Annotated in this window: 17 protein-coding genes; 11 read left to right on the top strand and 6 right to left on the bottom strand. The window is 33.6% G+C overall.

Annotated elements, in window-relative coordinates:
- Positions 1 to 4: 4 nt before the first annotated feature.
- The 4 genes from Q0845_RS22185 (at position 5) to Q0845_RS22200 (ending at position 2,650) form a co-directional block, all read left to right on the top strand.
- Positions 5 to 949: a CPBP family intramembrane glutamic endopeptidase gene (locus Q0845_RS22185; protein WP_298518104.1), complete on the top strand. Its 945-nt coding sequence runs from the start codon at positions 5 to 7 to the stop codon at positions 947 to 949.
- A gap of 79 nt (positions 950 to 1,028) precedes the next feature.
- Positions 1,029 to 1,433 carry a DUF2500 domain-containing protein gene (locus tag Q0845_RS22190; RefSeq protein WP_298518107.1) on the top strand — a complete coding sequence of 135 codons (405 nt, stop codon included), beginning with the start codon at positions 1,029 to 1,031 and terminating at the stop codon, positions 1,431 to 1,433.
- Between the two features lie 40 nt (positions 1,434 to 1,473).
- A complete protein-coding gene (locus Q0845_RS22195; protein ID WP_298518110.1) occupies positions 1,474 to 1,923 on the top strand; it encodes a hypothetical protein in 450 nt (149 codons plus the stop codon).
- Between the two features lie 40 nt (positions 1,924 to 1,963).
- Positions 1,964 to 2,650 carry a hypothetical protein gene (locus tag Q0845_RS22200; RefSeq protein WP_298518113.1) on the top strand — a complete coding sequence of 229 codons (687 nt, stop codon included), beginning with the start codon at positions 1,964 to 1,966 and terminating at the stop codon, positions 2,648 to 2,650.
- Positions 2,651 to 2,656: 6 nt separating this feature from the next.
- Here the strand turns inward: Q0845_RS22200 and Q0845_RS22205 are convergent, their stop codons facing one another.
- The 5 genes from Q0845_RS22205 to Q0845_RS22225 all read right to left on the bottom strand — a co-directional run bounded on the left by Q0845_RS22205 (position 2,657) and on the right by Q0845_RS22225 (position 10,156).
- Entirely contained in the window at positions 2,657 to 5,146 is a 2,490-nt protein-coding gene (locus Q0845_RS22205) for an MG2 domain-containing protein (protein WP_298518115.1), read from the bottom strand.
- A gap of 143 nt (positions 5,147 to 5,289) precedes the next feature.
- Positions 5,290 to 5,523 (bottom strand): hypothetical protein, encoded by a 234-nt coding sequence (locus Q0845_RS22210; protein ID WP_298518118.1) that lies wholly within the window; start codon positions 5,521 to 5,523, stop codon positions 5,290 to 5,292.
- Positions 5,524 to 5,708: 185 nt separating this feature from the next.
- Positions 5,709 to 5,930, bottom strand: coding sequence for a hypothetical protein (locus Q0845_RS22215; RefSeq protein WP_298518121.1), 222 nt, complete (start codon positions 5,928 to 5,930; stop codon positions 5,709 to 5,711).
- Positions 5,931 to 6,321: 391 nt separating this feature from the next.
- A complete protein-coding gene (locus Q0845_RS22220; protein ID WP_298518124.1) occupies positions 6,322 to 8,250 on the bottom strand; it encodes a hypothetical protein in 1,929 nt (642 codons plus the stop codon).
- Between the two features lie 10 nt (positions 8,251 to 8,260).
- Positions 8,261 to 10,156: a DUF3857 domain-containing protein gene (locus Q0845_RS22225; protein ID WP_298518126.1), complete on the bottom strand. Its 1,896-nt coding sequence runs from the start codon at positions 10,154 to 10,156 to the stop codon at positions 8,261 to 8,263.
- A 170-nt stretch (positions 10,157 to 10,326) separates the two neighbouring features.
- Between Q0845_RS22225 and Q0845_RS22230 the strand changes: the two genes are divergently transcribed.
- The 3 genes from Q0845_RS22230 to Q0845_RS22240 all read left to right on the top strand — a co-directional run bounded on the left by Q0845_RS22230 (position 10,327) and on the right by Q0845_RS22240 (position 14,075).
- Entirely contained in the window at positions 10,327 to 11,415 is a 1,089-nt protein-coding gene (locus tag Q0845_RS22230; RefSeq protein WP_298518129.1) for an AMP-binding protein, read from the top strand.
- 287 nt (positions 11,416 to 11,702) lie between these two features.
- Complete coding sequence (locus Q0845_RS22235) at positions 11,703 to 11,963, top strand: class I lanthipeptide (RefSeq protein ID WP_298518133.1); 261 nt, start codon at positions 11,703 to 11,705, stop codon at positions 11,961 to 11,963.
- Positions 11,964 to 12,158: 195 nt separating this feature from the next.
- Positions 12,159 to 14,075, top strand: coding sequence for a von Willebrand factor type A domain-containing protein (locus Q0845_RS22240; protein WP_298518359.1), 1,917 nt, complete (start codon positions 12,159 to 12,161; stop codon positions 14,073 to 14,075).
- Positions 14,076 to 14,950: 875 nt separating this feature from the next.
- On the opposite strand, the gene Q0845_RS22245 is transcribed toward Q0845_RS22240, so the two are convergent.
- On the bottom strand, positions 14,951 to 16,579 hold the full coding sequence (locus Q0845_RS22245; RefSeq protein WP_298518136.1) for an acyl-CoA carboxylase subunit beta: 1,629 nt from the start codon (positions 16,577 to 16,579) through the stop codon (positions 14,951 to 14,953).
- A gap of 166 nt (positions 16,580 to 16,745) precedes the next feature.
- Between Q0845_RS22245 and Q0845_RS22250 the strand changes: the two genes are divergently transcribed.
- From Q0845_RS22250 to Q0845_RS22265, 4 genes are read left to right on the top strand one after another with little or no spacing between them, the layout of a single operon-like run.
- Positions 16,746 to 17,105 (top strand): DoxX family protein, encoded by a 360-nt coding sequence (locus Q0845_RS22250; protein ID WP_298518138.1) that lies wholly within the window; start codon positions 16,746 to 16,748, stop codon positions 17,103 to 17,105.
- 29 nt (positions 17,106 to 17,134) lie between these two features.
- Entirely contained in the window at positions 17,135 to 17,671 is a 537-nt protein-coding gene (locus tag Q0845_RS22255) for an NADPH-dependent FMN reductase (RefSeq protein WP_298518141.1), read from the top strand.
- A 47-nt stretch (positions 17,672 to 17,718) separates the two neighbouring features.
- A complete protein-coding gene (locus Q0845_RS22260) occupies positions 17,719 to 18,147 on the top strand; it encodes a (4Fe-4S)-binding protein (RefSeq protein ID WP_298518143.1) in 429 nt (142 codons plus the stop codon).
- A 20-nt stretch (positions 18,148 to 18,167) separates the two neighbouring features.
- The gene (locus tag Q0845_RS22265) at positions 18,168 to 18,608 is read left to right on the top strand and encodes a MarR family winged helix-turn-helix transcriptional regulator (RefSeq protein ID WP_298518146.1); all 441 of its coding nucleotides are present in this window, start codon (positions 18,168 to 18,170) and stop codon (positions 18,606 to 18,608) included.
- Positions 18,609 to 18,697: the final 89 nt, after the last annotated feature.

Consider the following 18,697-nt stretch of genomic DNA (forward strand, 5'->3'; position numbering starts at 1 on the left):
AAACATGTTTATACAACAAGCTTACAAAGGAGATAACGCCAATTGGAAAGTGATTCTTACCAGCATATTGATGCTTGCAATTTTTATAGTAAACATTATTTATGTATTGTTTGGAGATATTGACACTGCAAAACAAATGGAAGAAATGTACCAACAAGTGTCCAATAAAAACTTTTGGTTTGTTGTGAACTTATCCTTTTTTGTATTTCTCTTATTGATGCTTTTCGGATTGGTTATTTATTTACATAAACGAAGTCTTGTTTCGTTGACGACAGCGCGCAGTAAGGTCGATTTAAAACGAATTGCCTTTTCTTTCGGATTGGTACTTTTTTTAGGAATTGCTTCTTTTGCTGTAGAATGTTATCTGTATCCAGGAATGGTTGTGTTGGACTTTAAACCTGTGAGTTTCTTTATGTTGATTGTATTGAGTTTGATACTTTTTCCTTTTCAAATTGGTTTTGAAGAATACTTATTCAGAGGATATTTCATGCAACAAATCGGAATTCTTGCCAGAAATAGATGGTTTCCGTTACTGCTGACTTCGGTTACGTTTGGTTTGTTACATTCTGCAAATCCTGAAGTAGCAACGATGGGTGGAGTTACGATGATATTTTATATAGGAACAGGTTTGTTTTTAGGAATCATGACCTTAATGGATGAAGGTTTGGAACTGGCATTAGGATTTCATTTTGCAAACAACTTTTTAGCTGCAACACTAGCTACTGCAGAATATTCTAGCTTGCGAACCGATTCGTTATTTAAGTACGTTCCGCAAGAAAGCTCACCATCATTTTTTCATATTTTGGTTCCGATTGTCATTGCATATCCAATTATCTTGCTCATTTTTACAAAAAAATACAAATGGACGCATTGGAAAGAAAAGCTATTCGGTCGCGTGCCAAGTGCTTCCGAAAGTACGGTTGTACTTGAAGCTCCATTTAAAAATTAAAAAATTAAGGTTGTAAAAAATTTTGAAGTGATGCTGTCTTACAACCAAATACTATAGTTTAATAAAAATAAATACAGTTATGGATTCTACCCAATCTGATATGCTCTTTGTCATTGTAATTATTACCGTATGTGTGATCATTGTCGCTGGACTTTTTAAAACGATCAATGAAAAAGTACTTAACAATCGTGCTCCTGTACTTGAAATTCCTGTAAAAGTGGTTGAAAAGAGAGTACAAAGACGCAATAGAAACAAGAATCATTCTAGAAATGTATTCAAAGTAATTTTTGAAGATTTAGACACGGCAGAACGACATACATTTTCGGTAACTGAATCAGAATTTGATCAAATGGTAGAAAATGATATTGGCTATTTAAGTTATCAGCGAAAGCGTTTCCATGCTTTTCAACGAGACGAACTCGCCGCAGAATTTGAAGATGAGGTTTCTTCAAAAGATGGTTCGCAATTTAAGATTGAAGAATAGTGAAAGTAGCAATTGAAATCATAATGTTAAGATTGAAAAGATGAGTTTTATAAGTAAATTTTTTAATAAAGAAAAAGTACAGTGTCCACGATGTTTAGGAAAAGGACATGTAGATTTGGACGATATAAAACGCTTAAACAAAGAATTGAAATGGCTTCCCGGTTCGTGTGCTTATTGTAATGGAAAAGGAAAAGTGAAACCTGAATTAATTTCTAAAATCGCAGTTGATACTACATATTTAACCACCGATTTATCTACTGAAGAAAGAAAGAAACTCATTGCCCATGACGAATTAGCTGTATTAAAAGCAGCATATCACGATATTCATACAGACAGTTTTATTGAAGAAATTACATTTTTACACTTTCAAGGAAATCTGGATTCCAACACAATTGCAGCATTTTATCAACTGAATCAAAAAGCACTGAATGCAGAAGATAAAGCGAAATTAATTGATTATATCAATGAAGTTATAGCACATAAAAAGTAGACGCTAATTCATAAGTTAGGAATCGTAAAACAAACAATTAATGACTGATAAGGAAGAAAAAGTATTCGAAAATTCTGAAGAAATTTTTAACTGGACCTATCCTGGTGCTACGCTGTATTATAGAGATTGTGAACTTAAAAGTTCTGTAACTGAACGATACAAAGAAGGTCAAATTCTAAGAAATGGCTTTTTCCTAGATGTGAGCTGGAAAGGAGCAGGATTGGATAAAAACACCCGATTTATTGTAGCATCATCCAAAGCAGCAAAGTTATATAAAGTTAATCCGGATGTTGAAAAATATGGACATTGTTGCATTAATGCCAATAGTTACTTTAAGGTGCTGAATATTTATAAACTAAACGGTAAAACTCAAATTTTTCTATTACATATTCCTGCAACTGGAGTCGATTTTTTTTCTAAAGTTATTTCTAATATTGACGACCAATTTATTGAAAGAGCTAAAAAAAGCTTTGACGAAAAAATTGTAATGAGTCCGTTGCCTGAATTATTGGAAAAAACTTGGGTTGAGAGAACAAATTTCCCTGTTGGAATGGATGCTTACGACGTTTTTTACCCTCTTGATTCCTTGACACCTCTTCAAAAACAAGCTGAATCGTTATACAACGGTATCAGAAATTTAACCAATGATACCACAGATATAAACGTATCAAAAATTACAAAAAAAGAAAGTCCCAAAGGTTTTTTTGGGAAGTTGTTTAGAAAATAAAATAACTCAATTCACATCAAACTGAAAAACAGTTCCGCCTAACAAACCATTTCCATTGGTTCCTTCCAATTTTCCTAAAAAGGTAGTCTGCACATCAGAGGTATAAAAGCTTACTTCAATCTCGCCGTTTTTATTGGAGACCAAATTTGGCGCCCAAAACAAGGTTTTTCTATTGTCTGGAAACATAGCTTCATCTGGATTTTTATCGTATTGCGGACTGTAAAATTCCTTTGCTGGATACAATCCTCGAATTTTTATAAAACGACTGTTTTTAGCACTTTCAGCTTTTGCCTTTTTGAAAATATACGTTACGTATCTGCCATCATTTAAACGATAGGTTTGGCCATCTTCAGGTTTTCTTCCCGTAGGATGGTTTCTACAATTTAAAATATTAAACTGACATACATAATCTCCGTAATTATCGCCAAATTCTCCTTCGCTGCCACGATTTCTATGGCGTCCGCTAAAAGAATCTAAGTTCACTTCGTCCAAAAAATTGGTTTCCGTAAAACTAAATTTAGTATCGTATGAAGATTGCTTCTTCTTTTGTATAGCCAAATCATTTTCTGGAAAAGTGAAAGTACATTCTTCCGTCATTTTTTCAATATTTTTAAAAGGATCGTTAAGTTGAATAACCACATTCTTGTTCTCAAATGGAATAAATACCAACTCTGTTCCTTGTGCTTCTTTGTATGCAGATAACGGTAAATCAAAAGAAGCCGTTATATCCGTTTTTACGCCTATTGTATAAGTTGGATATGTAACATTAACGGTTGCTTCAGGAGCATTTTGTAAAGCGCCATTGGCTAATTGTTGAAATACTTTTCCTTTGATAAATGGATCAAATTGTACGGTGTTTATTTCGTGTGAAAGTTGTTTTTTGTTCCAAACATAATTACGCCAACCTTGTGTGAGCAATAATAAATCTAAATGTTTTTCCCTCTTTTTATTTTTCGGATTGAAATAATAACCAGCATCATACACATGACCTTTTAATTCTGAAAAGAGATAATAATGCGGAAACAACGCGTAATCATTGGTTGTATCAGCATATAAATGATCGTGTACACTCATGCTAAAATTTGCAATTGCAGGATTTTTATTTTGATCTGTCACTTCAAATTTCATAGTAACTTTGTCTTTTTGTGTAAAAGAACTTCGAGAAATTTCTTTGAGTATTACGTTTAATTTTTGATGCATATTCGCATATACCAAGCGTTCTGCCAAAGGTTGAAAATGCTCGTCAAAAATGGTGACTTCTGCAATTCCTTGTGGAAATTTGTCTAAAGGTAATCTAAAACGAACACGCTCTTTTTCTAAGGAAGCTGTTGCCATCCAATAGACCAATCCGCGATTTTGCGCTCTGATATACACTTTTTGTGACGGAATATTTTCTGATCGCGTAATGCTAAAATGTACGTGCTTTTCATTTCTTCGGTCTACTTGCAATTTAATGCCTTCTGGTAAAATTTTAGGTACTTGAAAAATGCTATCAATTTTAGGTTCGGTTAATTTTATGGTATATGTTTGATTTGCTTTCGGATTAAAATTAAACGTGCCCATTCCGTTATGCACAGCGGAAAATGATTGTACTTTTTTTCCGTTTTCAAACAAAATACCTTTTACTTCCACAGGTCGTCCACTAGGATCTAAGGCTTTAAATGCTACCGTATTTGGTAAATTCGCTACTAAACTTCCACCTTCAGGATACATTCCAAATTGAATTTCGTTCATACTTTTAAAAGGAATCTCAATACGATGAATGGCTTCTTGTCTTTTGTATTTTACACGAAGTTTAATATGTGTCGCTTTATTACTTTTTTCGGCAGGAAAGTTAATATTGACAATTCCTTCTTCGTTTGTTTTGATTCGAGTTCGAGCTAATTTTTTCGATCCGTTATACAATTGTGCAATCACAGTGGCATTTACATAAGGCGCGCGACCTCTGGAAAATACGGCAATTTCTGCCGCGATGTCTTCATTTCGATGGTATTCTGTTTCAGAAAACTCTGCATCAATTAAAATCTTGGGAATGACACTTTGTTTGATCTGAATTTCTTTTACGCCAAGAAACTCTTTTGAGGTACTTTCTAAGGTGTTCTTTGTGTAAATCGCCAATTGATACCTTCCAATATCTAAAGTTTCCTTTAAAAATAAATGTCCATTAGCAAAACCATTTGCAGCTTCGTACTTTTCATGGATAATGGTTTTATCTCCATCTGGATGTAACTGTGTCAGTGTTACAAAAATCATCTCAGTATTCGTAGATAGCTTTAAGGTATTTCCATTTAGTAAATAAGCTTTAAACCATACGTCTTCGCCGGGTTCGTAAATATCTTTATCTGTATGAATGTAAATGTTTTCTTTGAGTTGTTGTGTCGCAATATATTCAGGATATTTAACCAAAGAATCGTTGGCAACTTCACCTAATAATTGTGAATACGAAAGAAAACTACTGAGCAGTAATAGGTAACAAATTGTAGTTTTGTAATTCATACTTTAGTGGTATTTAATCGGTTCTTCTAAGATACGAATTTTTCTATTTTTAAAATCTAACTTTATAATATTGAGATCTTACATTAAAAAAAAGTCCGCCATAATTGACGGACTTACTTTTTGTAGGTTTTTGTATGATAGTTTTATCTACCATTACACCAATCTGCTTCTTTGCTTAAGCAAATAGAACCATCGTCGTGTCCGATAGTTGGAAGGTCACATCCGTCCCATTGAGTACAAGCTGCGATTGAAACAGGAATTGTAATGGTACAAATAACTCCAAGCGTTGGAATTGTTCCTCCTTGGATACTGTTTGAACTTAAATGAGAAATTGATTTCTTGTTCAATTTTAAGTTTTTAATTTCTTTTTTCTTCATAATGGTTGTAATTTATTGATTAATAGTAGATTAAGTTAATGAAATATTTTTTGATTTGAAAGAAAAATACTCAAAAAGTATAAATTTTATCTTTCTTTTTAAGGAAGAGAAAAGAAGTTTTATGGAGATTCTATAAAAAAAGTCCGCCATAATTGACGGACTCCTCATTTTTTTTAGGATAGATTTTATCTACCGCCACACCAATTGGCTTCTTGACTTAGACAGTTAGAACCATCATCGTGTCCAATTGTTGGTAAGTCACATCCATTCCAGCGTGTACATACCGCGATTGATACTGTACAAATTACGCCAAGTGTTGGAATAACTCCTCCTTTAATTTCCTTGGAGTTTAGGTTTGAAATAGACTTCTTGTTTAATTGTAAACTTTTGATCTGTTGTTTTTTCATAATTGTAATAATTTTTTAATTAATGATGATTTAAATTACTACAAAAACAATTTATTTGAAAGAAAAGGATTATTCGTTTTATTAAATAAATATGTTTAATTTATAAAATAGAAAGACAATACGTTGCTACTTTTTTTTCTTGAAACGCTGGTAAATCAAGTTTATAAGTAAAATTATTCCAAGGGCAACGCCTACTAAAAAATGTGGAGGAAAATGATCTAACATGGTTTAAAGTGTTGGTAATAGAAAGATTGTATATAGTTTAATAACTAAAAAATGTCAAATTGAGCGCAGTCGAGATTTAAATGAAACAAAATAGTTTTGTAAGCTTTCTAACTGCGCTCGATTTGACATTTGTGTTAATTTGCTTAAAATAAAAAGCTATTATTCTTTACTCCTTTGGATTCATCAAAATTGCAGCTTTGTTAAAGTCAGAAGCCGCATTGATCACTTCTCTAAAGCCTTCATATTCAGTAATTTCATATTCAAATTCTTTATAGAATTCTTCAATAGTAATTGTGAGTTTATTTCCGTCTAGTTTATAATTAGATTCAAACTTACATTTCTGATTTCCTTCTTCATCTAGCAATTCTTTCTTAATGATCAGCGATTCTAAGCCTTCAATTTCATAATCTGAAGGAATCGTTACTACAATTTCATAATTGTAACGATTTGGATATTGCATCTGAATTGGATTGATACGCTCGGTTTCTTGGTACAATTCACTTTGCGTTCCAATGACTTTTCCCACCTGAAAAATATAACTCTCACCAGCTTCTTCCAATAAAGATTCAGAAGTTATGGTACTGCTTACCAAAAATGGTTTGTTGTATTCCAATTGCAGCATTTCCTTGTTGGCAGTCTCGTATTTTTTAACCACTTTATCTTCAATTCCAGAACCTGTTAAGTAGTCTTCAAATTCTTTGACAGCTTGTTCTGGCGCTAGATTTAAGTACGCTCTGTTGTTCATTGCCCAATGTCCGTAATACTCTTGATTCTGGTTAATTTTCACATATTCCATTTCATCTTCAAAAGAAATATTCATATTGCGCACAACACGACTATAATCTTGGTCTTTTTGTAGTATTTTATAGAAGCTGAATTGCTTTTTATTGTTCACGAAAATTCCTGTATTCCCTAAAATATTCGGCGGAATTTCACTCAAACGGTAATCCACTCTATTTGGCGTAATATAGTTGTAGGCTTCTGGAATGTAAATTAAAAATTCGCGCAAAGCTGTCGGATTAAAGAATTCAGAATCAAATTTATGCTCATATACATCTGACGTAATTACAGGCATATATTCCACTTTTGCAGCTTCTAATAAATGCGAATATACTTTGATGATTCCCAAATCACTTGCCGATTTATTTTTGATAATATAATCAATTTCAGAAAGTTGTGAGTTGTTGTTTTTTACAATTGTATAATTCTTCTTTACATAATCATCAATCAAATACGCTTTGGTATACGCATCTGTTTTTTGATCTTTAAGAATGCCTGCTACAATTTTTGTAATCTCAGGATTCACTTTTTCAGGAAACATTCCTTCCGTAATATTCGTCACTACATTGCTCCACAACATATCATCGGTTACTTGTGTTCCAGGACCAAAACATTGAAAAGCAACATAGATTTTATTAGAATCTGGCGTTGCGTATTCTTCTTCAATCATAGGAACAATATCTTCCAGTACCAGTTGTTTTCCTTCTCTTTTATTATACGTACGATTGTCAAAATCCGTAAAAGCATTGTATACTTTTGTACGACCAGGCAATTTTCCATAAATAAAATCGTATTCCAGCTTTTTAATCGGATAGCTTTTCTGTAATGTTTCGCGCCCAAAAGCAGAGTATTCTTTTTCCAACGTATATAAGACTTCAATTTCCGAATCCTTTTCAGCACCTTCAATAGCAAAGATTTTAAAATCGCCGTATTCTTCTACATTTTTGACTTCTTTGATATTGTCTTTGTTCAACAAGGTCACTTTTCCATCGGGCGTAATTGTACGTGCTTTAATATCTACAATATTAATGACATCGTACATAGAAATATACACCGTATTGTGTGTTTTAATTCCTTTTTCGTCATGTACACGTGCAATCGTATGCGTTGTTTCAAACTTTTGCAGCTCGTTGCCGAACTTTGGTACTACATATTCTACCATATATTTTTCCATGATTGCAATGGAAGATTCGTTGGCTTCTTTATCAGATAATTTGTGTAGTTTCGGTTTCTTTGCCCAATCATAATCTTTGTAGAATTGAGAAAATGCTTGTGTTGTACATAAACACAAAAGGATGACAATAACTGCTCTCATAGATGTTAATTTACTTTTCAATAATAATACTTTTTTTGTAGGCTTTTATTAATTTTTTGACAAAACTATTCCAAGCTTCAAAATCATTTTTTTCTACACGTAACGTATTGATGTAAATGGTTTTGTGTTGAATAATTTTTCCTTCTTTTTGTTCGTAATGAATGTCAAAACCATAAGCTTTTCCGTCATATTTGATAGGTTTTGGCACCGAAGTCACTTTGTAACCTTCAGGAACAACAAAAGTAGTTGTGTATTCCTTTTGAAACTGATGATCGATCTTTTTGGCGTATTTACGCGCTTCAATATCAATCTTTTGCTTCGATAATACGCGGTCAATATTGAGGTTTAAAATGGTCTTTGAACCAATAGTTTTCGCGTAGCTTTCAATCAATAAATCAAAAGATAGCGTCAATGTTTTATACTTTGATTCTAATGGTGAAACTTTAATATTTTGATACTTTGTTTTGTTATTACCAAGTGCCAAGGTTGTGTTTAAAAACTCTTCTTCTGTATTGTCTTTTTTCTTGTATAGATAATCTGTGACAAAATCTACTTTTTCGTATCCTGTCATAATACGTTTTTCAGAAGCTTTGATATTGCCATCTTCAAAAGTAATCGTCGTATTGATAGCAGTTTTACTCTTTTCAGAAGGTTGCACAGGCACTTTTTTAAGGACAAATTTTTCAGGAGAAATTCCAATTAAAGCTTCTTTTGTTTGCGTAAAGGAACTTGGCATTCCAAAATTGACATAACTATCGGTTCCATCAATAAAAATGGTGTCTTTATCAATCACCGTCGCAGTAATCATATGATTGTCAACCATTGGTGTTGGTACTTCGTCATACAAATACGGACGATCGCGTGTACCAATCCAAGTTCTATAAGACGGAATTCCCACACGATTCAACATTACATACAGTAAATTTGCCATGTCTTTACAATCACCATAACGGTTTTTACAAACACTTGCAGCGCCACGCGGAATGAATCCTCCTAAACCATCTTCAAAAGCTACATACGTAATATTCTCTTGTACCCAATTGTAAATTGCTTCTGCTTTTTCACGATCAGTTTTATATTTTTTAGCAATATCTTCTGCGATTTGATATACTTTTTTTAAATCATTTTCATCGACTTGTTTGGCTAAAGAAGCGTACCAACTGTACAGATCGTTTACGTTGTTTAAAATTGGAATGGTTTTGTTATTTTCTTTGTAATTTTTAATATGTAAAATGACATGTGGTAAGTGATATAATGCAGCTTCGGCATCGTCTTCCATGCTAAATTTTGCTACATTTTCCGTGGTCCATGTATAGATATTACTGTTTTTCGTTTCTTCTTTTTGGAAATCAATTTGAATATTTTCGGTGTGAAATTCTTTATAACCAATCTCTACATTTTTAGGAAACTCAATGCGCAATACTGCTTTTTGTGTTGGCGCGTAGGTTCCAAAACGAAACAAACCTAAAAAGTGTGGTTCGCTGATGACTTCTTTATATTTTAAATCGGTAATAGCGCCTTTGGTTACTCCTGGAAAGGTGAAGTTTTTCGTTTGCTGATCGCTATAAAAAATACCATCGTCAAACTCGTGCTTTGTTTCTATATAATCAACTTCTAGCGTTTTCCCAGAAGTTGGTAAATACGTAGTAGCTTCAATATCTTCTAATTTGGTAAAACTGTCAAAATGCAGTACTTCATTCGCAAAATATAGTTTGTTAGCAGTTATATATTCTGCTTTTTCGTGAATGCTCTTTACAATATTAAAGGAACCTTTTTGCAAGTTGATTTTAATATTTTCGGTGCGTTCTAGGAAACGGAAATCTTCGTTTGTATTTTTCTGTGCCAAGCAAATATTTGCTACCAAAAACAGCAATACTACAGGGAATTTCATATATGATGTTGTCATAAATTACAATTTAAAATTGTTGAGGAGAAACTTACTTTATCACAAACAAATCTTCTTCAAAAATATTGTATCGCAAAAAATAAGTGTTATCCACTAAAATACTAAAAACTCTGCAAGAAATGGGCGATTTCTCGATGTGAATCTTTAATTTTATAGAACAATTAACAAAAATGATTCCAAGCTTTAAAAATATTCATCTAAAGTTTAAATTAGATGGCAATTACTTCGATAGAGAAGCCTTAAAAGAAGTTGCTTACAGCTTTGTAAAAGAAGGAACATCACATGAACAAACGATGGGTAATTTTTTAATCGATTGGTTGGATGAGAAACCCTATGTAGATGTTTTTACTTCAGGTTCTACAGGGAAACCAAAGCAAATTCGTTTAGAGAAACAAGCAATGGTACATTCTGCGTTGGCAACAGGTGATTTTTTCGGAATCAAACCCGGAGCTACCGCGTTGCAATGTTTGCCTTCAAATTTTATTGCTGGAAAAATGATGTTGGTTCGCGCCATGATTTTAGGATGGTCGTTAGATTTGATAGCACCAACCTCCAATCCTTTAGAGAACCTTCAAAAAGAATATGATTTTGGTGCGATGGTTCCGTTACAAGTTGAAAATTCAATAGAAAACTTATCGCAAATTAAAACCTTAATCGTTGGTGGTGCGCCAGCTTCATCCGCTTTAATTGAACGTTTGCAAACGGTTTCTTCTAAGATATTTGCTACGTATGGAATGACAGAAACTATCACGCACATAGCGGCAAAACCATTAAATCATCTCCCGAAAGGAAAGACAGCGAATTATCAAACGTTGCCTAAAATTCACATTAGTACAGACGATCGAAACTGTTTGGTGATTAACGCGCCAAGAATTACCAACGAGACAATTGTGACCAATGATGTGGTTGAAATCATCTCGCAAACGAAATTCAATTGGTTAGGAAGACATGACAATGTAATTAACAGTGGCGGTATCAAACTACATCCCGAACAAATAGAGGAAAAGCTGAGTGCCTTGATCAAAACACGATTTTTTGTTGCTGCCATTGACGATGCGCAATTAGGAAAAAAGTTGGTATTGCTAGTGGAAGACACCTTAGAAAATATAAATGTTTCTCAACTTTTACAAACCATCAAAGATTCTAAAAAGCTTTCAAAATTCGAAATCCCAAAAGCTATTTTTATAGTAAAAAACTTCTCTGAAACGAATACTGGAAAAGTACAACGTGTTAAAACGCTGGCTTTAGCATGTTTATAAATCAAAGTTCCACTTTTGTATGAAGCTTTGACTTTCTCGATATTAACCTTTACACTCGCACGTTTCTTCATGAGTACAACACAATTGTTCGGTATTGCAAAGTTCACTACAAGGAAGAACTGGCTTTCCTTTCACACTACATTGTGGCAAACCTCCATGTATCTTATGCATAAGGTTTGAAATTCTTTTTTTAATACTCGTAATTGTAAAAATCAGACTACTATCAATTTGAAAGTAGTCAGATCTGTTATAAATTTTGGGTAATGTTTAATTTAAATTTTATAGTAATGAAGAAAAAAAGGAGTTTAAAAAAGTTGTCGCTAAATAAAAAAGCTATTTCGATGTTACAACCTGAAAATATAATTTATGGAGGAAATGAAGCAGATGAAGGATCATGGTTATTTTGGTATTGTCACACGCATCCAAGAATTTGTTCAGGAGAACTAACACTAGGGAATGCCTGTCTCAATTTGACAGAAAGACCAGTTTGTGATGGAGATACAGGTTTGGCATCTCCGTGTCAAGAAACTGTTGTAGACTGTGCTTAATACAATTTAGTTTATACAAAAGCTTCGCATACTTGTGAAGCTTTTATTATGAATGTACAAAACCCAAAACCCAAAACCCAAAACCCAAAACCCAAAACTCAGTTCCCTAACTCAAAATAGCACTTCACTCAATTCCAGTTTTTTAACACGGTATGGTTGTTTAGTTTCGTTTAGAACTATTAAAACAATACTATGATGAAAAAGCTCTTAACACTTTGCATATTCTTGATGATTAGTCAAGTTTGGGCACAAAAAATTGAAGTCAGCGGAAAAGTAACTGACGATTCAGGAATGCCATTACCAGGTGCATCTATACTGATAAAAGGTACAGCCAAAGGAATGACGACCGATTTTGATGGAAAGTATAAAATCAATACAAATGTCGGTGCAATTTTAGTCTTTTCCTATGTTGGATATGCAACCCAAGAAGTAGTAGTATCTCAAAAAATAATGAACATTCAACTGAAGCAAGATGCAACGTTGGATGAGGTTGTAGTAACTTCGTATGGAAGTAAAAATAATTCTGCTAAAGTGTCTTCCGCAGTTAGTACTGTTTCAATGGATCAAGTGCTAAGTGGCGCTGCTGCTGGAGTTAGTGTTAGTTCTAGTAGTGGGCAACCAAATCTAAGTAAAAGAATAATTATAAGAGGACAAAGCTCAATACAAGGAAATCTGGGATATTACAATCCACAATATCAGGCTTCAACAGAATCATATAAAGAAATTAATGAAAATACGTTTAAAAGAGCAACCTTAACACCATTATCTACGTTTTCTATTGATGTAGATAAAGCTGCTTATAGCAATGTGCGACGTATGATTAACAATGGAGAAACAATACCTGTGGATGCGGTGAAAATTGAAGAAATGATCAATTATTTTGAGTACGATTACAAACAACCAAAAGGAAGACATCCATTAGCTATTCATACAGAAGTTGGCACAACACCTTGGAATACAGATACAAAATTGCTAAAAATTGCTTTGAAAGGGAAAGAAATTCCTTTACATAAAATTCCGCCATCAAACTTTACCTTCTTAATTGATGTTTCGGGTTCTATGTCGTCACAAAATAAACTACCATTATTAAAATCTGCTTTTAAATTAATGGTTGATAAAATGCGAAAAGAAGACAAAGTTGCCATTGTTGTGTATGCAGGTGCTGCCGGAATGGTGTTAGAACCAACATCGGGTGACAATAAAGAAAAAATCTTAGCAGCGTTAGATAAATTAAGTGCTGGCGGATCAACAGCTGGTGGCGCAGGAATAGAATTGGCTTATAAAATTGCAGCAGAAAATTTCATTAAAAAAGGAAACAATCGTGTGATTCTAGCAACAGATGGTGATTTTAATGTAGGACAAACAAGCAAAGATCATATGGAAACCTTGATTGAAGCGAAACGTGAAACTGGAGTTTATTTATCTGTATTAGGTTTTGGAATGGGGAATTATAAAGATGATCGTTTGGAATTGTTGGCAGACAAAGGAAATGGAAATCATGCATATGTCGATACAATGCAAGAAGCGCATAAGATTTTTGGAAAAGAATTCGGTGGAACTTTATATACAATTGCAAAAGATGTAAAGTTACAATTGGAGTTTAACCCAAATACCGTACAAGCGTATCGTTTAATTGGATATGAAAATAGATTGTTAAATGATGAAGATTTTAAAGATGATACAAAAGATGCAGGTGAATTAGGCGCAGGACATACGGTAACTGCTTTATATGAAATTATTCCTGTTGGTATAAAAACGGAGTATTTGAAAGATGTAGACGATTTAAAATACACCAATAAAAATGTGGATGTAAAATCATATTCGGACGAATTATTGACAGTGAAAATTCGTTACAAGAAGCCAGATAAAAAAAGAAGTATTCAGTTAAAAGCAGTTGTTGAAAATGAAGTAGCTAAAAATGCTTCAGATGATTTCAACTTTACAGCAGCTGTTGCTTTATTCGGAATGCAATTAAGAGGTTCTGAATATCATAACAATTCAAAAATAAAGGATGTAGTAAACTTAGCAGAATTGGGTAGAGGAGAAGACAAAAACGGATATAGAGCGGAGTTCATACGATTGGTAAAGGCATCACCAATGCCAACTAAGTAAGTATATGACTTCACTCACCAATACAGAGCGTTTGCTCAATATGGGTTTCAGAATCAAAAGTAGTAACGTACTTTTAATATAGAATTAACGAAAGGTTGGTTGTTTAGTTGTTTTGAAAAACCTAATAAATACGACCTCATTGAAAATCTTTGAGGAGTATGTAAAGAATTCATTTAAAAAATATCAGGGCAAGACTCAGATATTAAAAATCTCAATTGTGAGTAAAATTCTGATTTATTAGGTTTTTCTTTTTTTGTTAAATTATTCATAAAAATTATGTAGAATGGCATAGAATTTGTGACTTTTATAGAAGCGAATCTTTGCTTTCAAACGAAATAAAGATTAGGTTATTTTAGGTTTTTTAGGGGGAAAAGGTCTGGTAATTAAGTTACTAGGCCTTTTCTTATATAAGTCATTTAAAAATAAGTTTTTTACAACTTTTGAAGTCATTTCGCTAATTTCTGCGTTTTTTAAAGAATTTTAATACTAAAATTAGTAGTGAGAAGTTAGTTTTTAGTATTGAGAGGTTTCAAATGTCAACTTGAGCACAGTTGAAAATACATTAATATAATGACAACTTCAATTTCAACTAGCATAATAAATTCATACTGCTATAAGTTCAGCCAAACATAACAAATTGACAAACAAGCGAAGCGATCAAAAAAACAAATCAACACTTTTGCAATCCTAACAAATCAACAAACAAGCAAAGCGATCAAAAAAACAACATTGAGCGCAGCAAAATAAAAAAATCCAAAGGCAAAGCCGTGTCTAACAATCTAACAGCGAAGCGATACTAACATTCTAAGAGAAGAGGCAAAGCCGTGTCTAACAATCTAAAAGAGCAACGAGTCCAAAAGCGTCAGCGTATCTAACTACACCTGAATAACTCCCAAATTAAAAGGTTTCTCAATCGGAGCTTGATTCGCAGCTTCAATTCCCATAGAAATCCAAGTACGTGTATCTAACGGATTGATAATAGCATCGGTCCATAAACGTGCAGCCGCATAATATGGAGAAATCTGCTTGTCATAGCGTGACTTTATCTTATTGAATAACTCATCTTCTTTCTCTTTCGTAATTTCTTCTCCTTGTTTCTTCAAAGAAGCAGTTTCAATCTGTAACAATACCTTTGCAGCAGAATTTCCACTCATTACCGCCAATTCAGCACTTGGCCAGGCAGCGATTAATCTTGGGTCATAGGCTTTTCCGCACATAGCATAATTTCCTGCACCGTACGAATTTCCAATCACAATCGTAAACTTAGGAACCACACTATTACTCACCGCATTTACCATTTTGGCTCCATCTTTAATAATTCCCCCATGTTCCGATTTACTTCCTACCATAAATCCAGTAACATCTTGTAAAAACACTAACGGAATCTTCTTTTGGTTACAATTTGCTATAAATCGTGTGGCTTTATCAGCAGAATCAGAATAAATCACACCACCAAACTGCATTTCTCCTTTCTTGGTTTTTACTAACTTTCGTTGATTTGCCACAATTCCAACAGCCCAACCATCAATTCTCGCGTATGCGGTAATAATACTTTGGCCGTATCCTTCTTTATATTCATCAAACTCAGAATTATCAACAATTCGTTTAATGATTTCTTTCATGTCATACTGTTCATGACGTGCTTTTGGAAGAATTCCGAAAATATCATCTGGATTTTCGGTTGGTTTCGCAGCTTTCTCACGATTATAACCTGTCGGAGTATAATCACCAATCTTACTTACAATATTCTGAATCGTGGTCAACGCATCTTTATCATCTTTCGATTTATAATCAGTTACACCCGAAATTTCACAATGCGTAGTAGCACCACCTAAAGTTTCATTATCAATACTTTCACCAATAGCAGCTTTCACTAAATAGCTTCCTGCCAAGAAAATACTTCCTGTTTTATCAACAATCAACGCTTCATCACTCATAATAGGTAAATATGCGCCACCAGCGACACAACTTCCCATTACGGCAGCAATTTGGGTAATTCCCATGCTACTCATCACAGCATTATTTCTAAAAATACGTCCAAAGTGTTCCTTATCAGGGAAAATTTCATCCTGCATCGGCAAATACACACCAGCGCTATCTACCAAATAAATAATAGGCAATCTATTTTCAATAGAAATTTCTTGTGCGCGTAAGTTCTTTTTTGCGGTAATAGGAAACCAAGCACCTGCTTTCACAGTTGCGTCATTGGCAACCACAATACATTGTTTTCCTTTCACATATCCAATCTTCACAACAACACCGCCAGAAGGGCAACCACCATGTTCTTCATACATTTCATCTCCAACAAAAGCTCCAATTTCAATCGAAGGTTTCTTAGTATCTAACAGAAAATCAATACGTTCGCGAGCAGTCATTTTTCCTTTGCTGTGCAATTTATCAATACGTTTCTGTCCGCCGCCCAAAGCTACTTTGGCTAAGCGTTGACGTAATTCTGATGCTAAAAGTCTGTTGTGATCTTCGTTCTTATTGAAGTTAATGTCCATGGTTATAAAATTTTCGCTCGTAAAAATACGAAACTATTATCGCTATTGAAAGTGACAGCGTTTGAAAGTTTTCTTAAAAAATCATTAAAATATTACATGGAAATAGTTTCCTTGGAAAATAAAAATATTTTACGTAGCTTTGTAAAGAATTTAAAAACTAACAAACATGAAAACTCAAAAAATAATTTATTACGTACTTACAGGTTTATTTACAGCATTAATGTTATTTTCGGCAAGTATGTATTTTTTTAAGAATGCCGATATGGTAAAAGGATTTACAAGTTTCGGATATCCAACTTACATTATTTATCCATTAGGGATTGCTAAAATTTTAGGATTGATCACCATTTGGCAAACAAAATACAAGACCATCAAAGAATGGGCGTATGCAGGTTTCTTTTTTAATGTAGTACTTGCTTTTTTTGCTCACTATATGATTGGTGATGGAGAACAAACAGGTGCAATCATCGCATTAGTGCTTTTACTAAGCTCTTATTATTTTGGAAAGAAAACAGGAAATATTTAATTGATTAATTACACGATAAAAAATAAAACATGAAAACAATAATAGCCTTTGCAGGTAGCGATAGTAAAACATCGATCAACAAAAAATTAGCCGCATATGCAGCTGGTTTGGTAAAAGATGCAGAAGTAAAAGTATTAGATTTAAACGATTACAAATTGCCATTATATGGAATTGATAGAGAAGCGGAAAGTGGCATTCCAGACAATGCACATGCGTTTTTAAACGAAATAAAAGCTGCGGACGGAATTGTATTATCCTTAGCAGAACACAATGGCGCGTATGCAACAGTCTTTAAAAATATCTTTGATTGGATGTCACGTATTGATGGAAAATTATGGTCCAATGTACCCATGTTATTAATGGCAACTTCTCCAGGTGGAAGAGGTGGACAAACAGTGTTGGATATTGCTAAAGGAAGATTCCCATACATGGGCGGAAACATTGTAGCTGACTTTTCATTGCCATCTTTTGGAGATAATTTTTCAGAAAATGGAATAAAGGATGCAGCCTTAGCAGAAAAACTAGAAGAAGCTGTATTTGTATTATCAAAAGCAATTTTTGAGTAATAGCTTTTGTATCTTTAAGGAGCAAGAATCATTAAAAACTAGCAATCATGGCAGAAAAAGAAATCATCAAAGAATACAGTAATGAAGACATTACCGTGGTTTGGAAACCGAAAACATGTACACATTCCAAAAACTGTTGGAAAGGCTTGTTGCAAGTATTCAATCCGCAAAACAGACCTTGGGTGAATATGGATGGTGCTAGTACAGAACGTATCAAAAAACAAATTGTGGCCTGTCCATCAGGAGCATTATCATACAGAAGTAACAAAGAAGATGATCCAGAAGAAATGCACTTGGAAACCAAAGTGGAAGCTATGGAAAACGGACCTTTAATAGTATATGGTACGCTAAACATTACAAATTCTGATGGAACCAAAGAGAAACGCAACAAAACAACAGCATTTTGTAGATGTGGAGCTTCTAATAACAAACCGTATTGTGATGGCGCACACATTGCCGCTGGTTTTAAAGGATAATTAAAAAGAGACAACAAAGCATGGGAGACATTGCAAAAGACATACAATCAACATTTCCATCTGAAAGAGTGAAAGCGTTTATCAATATAAAATATACCGCAAATTGGATTACGAGTTTAGAAAATGATTTTTTTAAACCCTACGGAATCTCTCCGCAACAATTCAACATATTGAGAATATTACGTGGAGCAGGAAACGCAATAAAAGTGCAAGAGATCAAAGACAGAATGATTGAAAGAGCACCAAATGCAACACGCTTGATGGACAAATTATGCAGTAAAAATCTCATAGAACGCATTCGTTGTCCAGAAGATCGGAGAGTAGTTCATATTGCCATTACCGATGCCGGATTGAACTTATTGAAAGAAATTGACAAAATAGGAGAAAAACGTAAAGTTCTCGACAAATTAACGGAAGAAGAAGCCAAACAATTAAGTGATCTTTTGGACAAAGTCCGTTAATACAAGTAATAAAAATAGGCTACGAGATAGCCTGTTTTTAAAACCAAATATTTTCCATGGAAAATATTTAAAACACAATTAAAAAAAGA

Source organism: uncultured Kordia sp. (assembly GCF_947489565.1).
In the GTDB taxonomy this organism is placed as follows: Bacteria; Bacteroidota; Bacteroidia; order Flavobacteriales; family Flavobacteriaceae; genus Kordia.

What these genes read in the sequence shown, in the direction of transcription:
- Q0845_RS22185 (WP_298518104.1), top strand. Translation starts at nt 5, where the DNA reads ATGTTTATACAACAAGCTTACAAAGGAGATAACGCCAATTGGAAAGTG.
- Q0845_RS22190 (WP_298518107.1), top strand. Translation starts at nt 1,029, where the DNA reads ATGGATTCTACCCAATCTGATATGCTCTTTGTCATTGTAATTATTACC.
- Q0845_RS22195 (WP_298518110.1), top strand. Translation starts at nt 1,474, where the DNA reads ATGAGTTTTATAAGTAAATTTTTTAATAAAGAAAAAGTACAGTGTCCA.
- Q0845_RS22200 (WP_298518113.1), top strand. Translation starts at nt 1,964, where the DNA reads ATGACTGATAAGGAAGAAAAAGTATTCGAAAATTCTGAAGAAATTTTT.
- Q0845_RS22205 (WP_298518115.1), bottom strand. Translation starts at nt 5,146, where the DNA reads ATGAATTACAAAACTACAATTTGTTACCTATTACTGCTCAGTAGTTTT.
- Q0845_RS22210 (WP_298518118.1), bottom strand. Translation starts at nt 5,523, where the DNA reads ATGAAGAAAAAAGAAATTAAAAACTTAAAATTGAACAAGAAATCAATT.
- Q0845_RS22215 (WP_298518121.1), bottom strand. Translation starts at nt 5,930, where the DNA reads ATGAAAAAACAACAGATCAAAAGTTTACAATTAAACAAGAAGTCTATT.
- Q0845_RS22220 (WP_298518124.1), bottom strand. Translation starts at nt 8,250, where the DNA reads ATGAGAGCAGTTATTGTCATCCTTTTGTGTTTATGTACAACACAAGCA.
- Q0845_RS22225 (WP_298518126.1), bottom strand. Translation starts at nt 10,156, where the DNA reads ATGACAACATCATATATGAAATTCCCTGTAGTATTGCTGTTTTTGGTA.
- Q0845_RS22230 (WP_298518129.1), top strand. Translation starts at nt 10,327, where the DNA reads ATGATTCCAAGCTTTAAAAATATTCATCTAAAGTTTAAATTAGATGGC.
- Q0845_RS22235 (WP_298518133.1), top strand. Translation starts at nt 11,703, where the DNA reads ATGAAGAAAAAAAGGAGTTTAAAAAAGTTGTCGCTAAATAAAAAAGCT.
- Q0845_RS22240 (WP_298518359.1), top strand. Translation starts at nt 12,159, where the DNA reads ATGAAAAAGCTCTTAACACTTTGCATATTCTTGATGATTAGTCAAGTT.
- Q0845_RS22245 (WP_298518136.1), bottom strand. Translation starts at nt 16,579, where the DNA reads ATGGACATTAACTTCAATAAGAACGAAGATCACAACAGACTTTTAGCA.
- Q0845_RS22250 (WP_298518138.1), top strand. Translation starts at nt 16,746, where the DNA reads ATGAAAACTCAAAAAATAATTTATTACGTACTTACAGGTTTATTTACA.
- Q0845_RS22255 (WP_298518141.1), top strand. Translation starts at nt 17,135, where the DNA reads ATGAAAACAATAATAGCCTTTGCAGGTAGCGATAGTAAAACATCGATC.
- Q0845_RS22260 (WP_298518143.1), top strand. Translation starts at nt 17,719, where the DNA reads ATGGCAGAAAAAGAAATCATCAAAGAATACAGTAATGAAGACATTACC.
- Q0845_RS22265 (WP_298518146.1), top strand. Translation starts at nt 18,168, where the DNA reads ATGGGAGACATTGCAAAAGACATACAATCAACATTTCCATCTGAAAGA.